Source organism: Azonexus sp. (genome assembly GCF_036170495.1).
Classification (GTDB): domain Bacteria; phylum Pseudomonadota; class Gammaproteobacteria; order Burkholderiales; family Rhodocyclaceae; genus Azonexus.
This window is the reverse complement of record NZ_JAVHPH010000255.1, coordinates 1-5461: the sequence shown is the minus strand read 5'-3', so window position 1 is coordinate 5461 and position 5461 is coordinate 1. Positions and strand designations below refer to the sequence as shown.

Genomic DNA, 5461 nt, shown 5'->3' with positions numbered 1-5461 from the left:
CGACCCTACTGGTTGGTGATTTTATCTTGGTGAATAAGTTTACTTATGGCATTCGCCTGCCGGTAATAAACAAGAAAATTATCGACATCAACTCCCCACAGCGTGGCGATGTTATGGTTTTTCGTTACCCGGAAGATCCCTCGCTCGACTACATCAAGCGGGTCGTAGGTTTGCCTGGCGACACCGTGACCTATCAGAACAAACGACTGACCATCAATGGACAACCAGTTCCGACGCAAAAAATTGGTGACTATTTGCACCCGGAGCGGCTGTATTACTCAGAGCAATTCCTTGAAAAAATCGGTGAAATCGAACATCGTGCGCTGAAAGATGCTGATGCTCCAGCTTTTATTCCCGATGCAGCACGCTTTCCACATCGCGAAAATTGCACTTACAATGCCGCTGGCGTGAGTTGTAAGGTGCCGGTTGGTCACTATTTCATGATGGGCGACAATCGCGACAACAGCCGTGATAGCCGGGCATGGGGTTTCGTTCCAGAGGCAAACATCGTTGGCAAGGCGTTCTTTATCTGGTTGAATTTCAGCGATTTTAGCCGGATCGGTTCATTCAGGTAAGGGGATATGATGAGAAACCAACGAGGCGTTGCCCTTTCTGGGCTGTTATTCTGGAGCATTGTTCTTGTTTTGGTGGCCGTGTTGGGCATGAAAGTGGCGCCAACTTTTATCGAGTATCAAAAACTCGTAAAAGACATCAAGGCGACTGCCACAAAAGCCGGGCCAGACTCAACTGTTGCCGATATTCGTTCATCTTTTAACAAGTTTGCGGAAATCGACATGCTTGAATTCGAGGGAAGCGATCTGGATATTTCTAAAGATAACGGCAGGATCGTCATTTCGTTCGAGTATGAAAAACGCATCCCGCTTTTCTGGAACGTCGGCCTAATAATCGACTACAAGGGGTCGTCTGCGAACTAAGGCATGACTGCATCGTCTGTCGCTCATCAACTTGGCCACTCGTTTTCCGACCCGCTTCTTCTTCGGACCGCGCTGACCCATCGCAGCTTTGGTGTACCGAATAACGAGCGCCTTGAGTTTCTCGGTGACGGTATTCTCGATTGCGCCATTGCCGCCTCGTTGTTTCGCCGTTTTCCAGACCTTCCTGAAGGCGACCTTTCCCGGTTAAGAGCCAATCTTGTCAATCAGGATGCCTTACACCAGTTGGCCGTCGGCCTGAATATCAGCGCAGCCTTGCGACTTGGTGAAGGCGAACTGAGAAGTGGCGGGGCGTTTCGTCCCTCTATCCTTGCTGACGCACTGGAAGCCTTGTTCGGTGCTATTTATCTAGATGCCGGGTTTGTGGTGGCGCAGGCTGTTATTGACAACCTCTATGCACCATTGCTGGCCAAGCTAAAGCCCGGTGAGTTTCAGAAAGATGCAAAAACTCGTCTGCAGGAATGGTTACAGGGGCGTAAAAAGCCATTGCCACGCTATCAACTGATGGAGGCGACGGGCGCTGCCCATGAGCAGCGTTTCGAAGTGGCCTGCGAAATCCAATCCCCATCATTGCGAACGGTCGGTCATGGCTCAAGCCGGCGTATTGCCGAACAGGTTGCAGCCGACAAGGCGCTGAAAGAACTTTCCGCATGAAAAAATTCCGTTCCGGATATATCGCCATCGTCGGTCGTCCCAATGTTGGCAAGTCGACTTTGCTTAATAAGTTGATCGGCGAAAAGATCAGCATCGTCTCGCGCAAGGCGCAGACCACGCGCCACCGCATTACCGGCATCCTGACCAAGGACGATGCGCAGTTCGTATTTGTCGATACCCCGGGATTTCAGACGAAATACTCGAATGCCCTGAACCGGGCGATGAATCGCGGCGTGACACAAACGCTGAGCGATGTTGACGTCGTTATTTTTGTCGTTGAAGCCGGTCGTTACGATGCCAAGGATAAAGCTGTCGTGCGCCTGTTGCCCAAGGACCGTCCGGTCATCCTGGTCGTCAACAAGACCGATTTGCAGAAGGATCGCGCCGCCTTGTTGCCATTTCTGGCTGAGGTTGCCGCCGATCACGAGTACGCCGCGGTTATCCCGGTTAGCGCAGCCAAGGGGCGGCAAACCGATGATCTCTTGAACGAGGCCAAGAAACATCTGCCCAACGATGGCCTGATGTTCCCGGAGGATGACCTGACCGATAAGAGCGAACGTTTCCTCGCTTCTGAATACATTCGCGAAAAGGTTTTTCGCTTGCTCGGAGATGAATTGCCGTATGCCACGGCAGTGGAAATCGAGCGATTTGAAACTGAAGGAGACCTGCGCCGGATTTTCGCCGCTATTGTAGTTGACCGTGAGGGCCACAAGGCCATCGTCATCGGCAAGGGTGGCGAGCAACTCAAGCGCATCGCCTCTGAGGCGCGGCAGGATATGGAACGCCTGTTCGATGGCAAGGTTTATCTGGAAATCTGGGTCAAGGTAAAGTCGGGCTGGAACGATGACGAGCGCCTGCTGAAGAGCCTCGGCTACGAATGAACCTGCGCAGCAAAGTCGACGGCCAGCCGGCTTACGTTCTGCATAGCTATCCCTTTCGCGAAACCAGCCTCATTGTCGAAGTTTTTTCCCGCGATTTCGGGCGGATGGCCTTACTGGCACGTGGCGCGCGCCGCCCGCGCTCGGCGATCCGCGGACTACTCATGGCTTTTCAGCCGATTGAAATCGGCTGGGCGGGCAAGGGAGAAGTGCTGACCCTCATGAAAGCCGAGTGGCAGGGTGGGCAGCCCTTGCTCTCTGGTGAAGCGCTGTTCTGTGGCTATTATCTCAACGAACTGCTGATGCATCTTTTGCCGCGCGAAGACGCGCACGAGCAACTATTCGCCCACTACACCAGGATGCTGGCCCGACTGGCAGCTGATCCGTCGGGGAAAGTCCGCGAAGCCGACTTGCGTAGCTTTGAAAAGGCGCTATTGCAGGAACTGGGTTATGGCCTGACGTTGAGCCACGATAGTGCCGGCGGCCCGATCCACCCTGAAGCGTTTTACACTTACCGCATCGAGCAGGGGCCGGTACGTCTCGAACATGATGCCGGTGCAGCCCAGGTCGTCATTGGCAAGACCTTGCTCGATATTGAGGCTGAAGACTTTTCCGACCCGCGTTCGCGCTATGAAAGCAAGGCCTTGATGCGCACGCTGATGGCTTATTACCTGGCTGGCAAGGAACTGGAAACACGCAAAATATTCAAGGAGTTGCAAGAGCTATGATCGAACTAGGCGTCAATATCGACCACGTGGCGACCATTCGCCAGGCCCGCCGTACCTATGAACCGGACCCCGTTTGGGGTGCCGTCGAAGCCCATCTGGGCGGAGCCGATGGCATCACCGTGCATCTGCGCGAAGATCGTCGTCATATTCAGGACGTCGACGTTCGGCGCCTGCGTGAAAGCACCCAGATCAAGCTCAATCTCGAAATGGCGGCGACCGACGAAATGGTCGGCATTGCCCTTGGTCTGAAGCCCGAAATGGCCATGCTGGTGCCGGAGGGGCGCCAAGAGGTGACGACCGAAGGCGGCCTCAACATTCTGGTGCAAGAATCGCGATTGAAGGGTGTCATCTCGCGCCTGGCTGACGCCGGTATCCTAACCAGTGTATTCATCGATGCCGAAATAGCGCAAATCGAAGCTGCAGCCCGGATCGGCGCCAGCGTCTGCGAAATTCACACGGGTCCCTATGCTCACGCCTTTTACGACCAAGGCCGCGACGCCAAAGCGCCGGCCGTACTCAGCGAACTCGACAAGATCCGCATCGCCGGGCAGACAGTGTGCCAACTCGGCATGAGGTTTAATGGCGGGCATGCGCTGAATTATTACAATGTTCAACCAATCGCCCGACTCGCCGGCATAGGCGAACTGCACATCGGTCACGCCATCATCAGCCGTGCCATATTCATTGGTCTGCGCGAAGCCGTCCGTGAAATGAAAACCCTGATGCGCGAAGCAGCGAATTCGCCCGAATGATCTACGGCATCGGCACCGATATCGTCGCTGTTTCTCGTCTGCGCGACATGTGGGAGCGGCATGGTGACAGGGCGCTGGCGAAACTGCTGGCTCCCCAGGAAATAGACGAATTCGCCAAAGCCGCTGACAAAGGCCGCTTTCTCGCCAAGCGTTTCGCCGCCAAGGAGGCCTTCAGCAAGGCGCTGGGCACTGGAGTGCGCCCGCCGGCCACGCTGACAGCCATTGCGGTCGGCCACGACGAGTTGGGCAAGCCGGAATTGATCTTCCACGGTCAACTGGAAAAAATGCTCAAAAACAAAGACCTGATTGCCCACCTTTCGATCAGCGACGAAGCGGAATACGCCGTCGCCTACGTTATTCTGGAGCACGCATGACGCACTTGCCACTCGGCCCGCTGATGATCGACATCGCCGGCACCGAACTGACCGATCTTGACCGCGAACGGCTTTGCCATCCGCTAGTCGGCGGGGTCATCCTGTTTTCCCGGAACTACGCCAATCCGGAACAGTTGTCGACCCTGACGACCGCCATTCATGCCCTGCGCACCCCGGCCCTGCTCATTGCCGTCGATCACGAAGGGGGCAGGGTGCAACGCTTCCGCGACGGTTTTACCCGCCTGCCGGCCATGGCCACGCTCGGCAAACTGTGGGATGAGAACCCCGAAGAGGCCACTGCCGCCGCCAGGCAGGTGGGCTATATCCTGGCCGCCGAACTGCGCGCCCGCGGCGTCGATTATTCCTTCACCCCCGTGCTTGACCTCGACTATGGCCCGTCGCGCATCATTGGCGACCGTGCCTTCCATCGTCAACCGGTAGCTGTTATCGACCTGGCCAAGGCGCTTGGCGAGGGTTTGAATTTGGCAGGAATGGGCAGTTGCGGCAAACATTTTCCGGGCCACGGTTATGTGATTCCCGATTCGCACGTCGAACTACCCGTCGATGACCGTGCGCTGGAAGCCATACAGGAAGACATGCTTCCTTACCGACAGCTAGCCCTCGGCGGCGTAATGGCCGCCCATGTCATCTACAAATGTTTCGACTGCAATACTGCTGTATTTTCAAATAAATGGATAAGTTATTTGAGAAATAACATTAAATTTCGCGGCGCGGTATTTACTGACGATTTGTCTATGGCCGGCGCCGGTGTGGTCGGCGACATGCTCAACCGCGTCGAGACAGCCTACAACGCCGGGTGCGACATGCTGTTGGTGTGCAATGCTCCGGATGTTGTCGGCGATGTGCTTGAAAGCTGGAAGCCGGTAATCGATCCTCTGCGCGGAAAACGTGTTGAGGCACTGACTCCCCGGTCTCCTGCAAAGGACTGGCAAGTATTGCAGGCCGATAGCGGCTATCTCGCCGCCCAGCAGGCCATCGCAAAACTGATGGCTTGAAACGCATTCGGGCAGCCGAAGCTGCCCGAATCAAACACTGAAGAAGCCGCAGATTACTTGACGCGGTTCTTGTATTCGTCGGTGCGGGTGTCGATTTCGATCTTGT

General features: G+C 55.5%; 8 protein-coding genes. All 8 read left to right on the top strand.

Annotated features, from left to right (window positions below):
• On the top strand, positions 1 to 575 hold a 575-nt coding region (gene lepB / locus ADADOO_RS09175), incomplete at its 5' end, for a signal peptidase I (protein WP_511276921.1).
• Positions 576 to 581: 6 nt separating this feature from the next.
• Entirely contained in the window at positions 582 to 935 is a 354-nt protein-coding gene (locus ADADOO_RS09170; protein ID WP_511276920.1) for a DUF4845 domain-containing protein, read from the top strand.
• Between the two features lie 3 nt (positions 936 to 938).
• Entirely contained in the window at positions 939 to 1607 is a 669-nt protein-coding gene (gene rnc, locus ADADOO_RS09165) for a ribonuclease III (protein ID WP_511276918.1), read from the top strand.
• Positions 1604 to 2488, top strand: coding sequence for a GTPase Era (era, locus tag ADADOO_RS09160; RefSeq protein WP_511276916.1), 885 nt, complete (start codon positions 1604 to 1606; stop codon positions 2486 to 2488). The genes rnc and era overlap by 4 nt, the downstream gene beginning before the upstream one ends.
• Complete coding sequence (recO, locus tag ADADOO_RS09155) at positions 2485 to 3213, top strand: DNA repair protein RecO (protein ID WP_511276914.1); 729 nt, start codon at positions 2485 to 2487, stop codon at positions 3211 to 3213. The genes era and recO overlap by 4 nt, the downstream gene beginning before the upstream one ends.
• Positions 3210 to 3965, top strand: a complete 756-nt coding sequence (locus ADADOO_RS09150) for a pyridoxine 5'-phosphate synthase (protein WP_511276912.1) — start codon at positions 3210 to 3212, stop codon at positions 3963 to 3965. The genes recO and ADADOO_RS09150 overlap by 4 nt, the downstream gene beginning before the upstream one ends.
• Positions 3962 to 4339: a holo-ACP synthase gene (gene acpS / locus ADADOO_RS09145; protein WP_511276911.1), complete on the top strand. Its 378-nt coding sequence runs from the start codon at positions 3962 to 3964 to the stop codon at positions 4337 to 4339. Before ADADOO_RS09150 ends, acpS begins: the two co-directional genes overlap by 4 nt.
• On the top strand, positions 4336 to 5355 hold the full coding sequence (gene nagZ, locus ADADOO_RS09140; RefSeq protein WP_511276909.1) for a beta-N-acetylhexosaminidase: 1020 nt from the start codon (positions 4336 to 4338) through the stop codon (positions 5353 to 5355). Before acpS ends, nagZ begins: the two co-directional genes overlap by 4 nt.
• Positions 5356 to 5461 lie beyond the last annotated feature (106 nt).

Excerpts from the sequence above, each read along its gene's own strand:
- ADADOO_RS09170 (WP_511276920.1), top strand. The coding sequence starts at position 582 with ATGATGAGAAACCAACGAGGCGTTGCCCTTTCTGGGCTGTTATTCTGG.
- rnc (WP_511276918.1), top strand. The coding sequence starts at position 939 with ATGACTGCATCGTCTGTCGCTCATCAACTTGGCCACTCGTTTTCCGAC.
- era (WP_511276916.1), top strand. The coding sequence starts at position 1,604 with ATGAAAAAATTCCGTTCCGGATATATCGCCATCGTCGGTCGTCCCAAT.
- recO (WP_511276914.1), top strand. The coding sequence starts at position 2,485 with ATGAACCTGCGCAGCAAAGTCGACGGCCAGCCGGCTTACGTTCTGCAT.
- ADADOO_RS09150 (WP_511276912.1), top strand. The coding sequence starts at position 3,210 with ATGATCGAACTAGGCGTCAATATCGACCACGTGGCGACCATTCGCCAG.
- acpS (WP_511276911.1), top strand. The coding sequence starts at position 3,962 with ATGATCTACGGCATCGGCACCGATATCGTCGCTGTTTCTCGTCTGCGC.
- nagZ (WP_511276909.1), top strand. The coding sequence starts at position 4,336 with ATGACGCACTTGCCACTCGGCCCGCTGATGATCGACATCGCCGGCACC.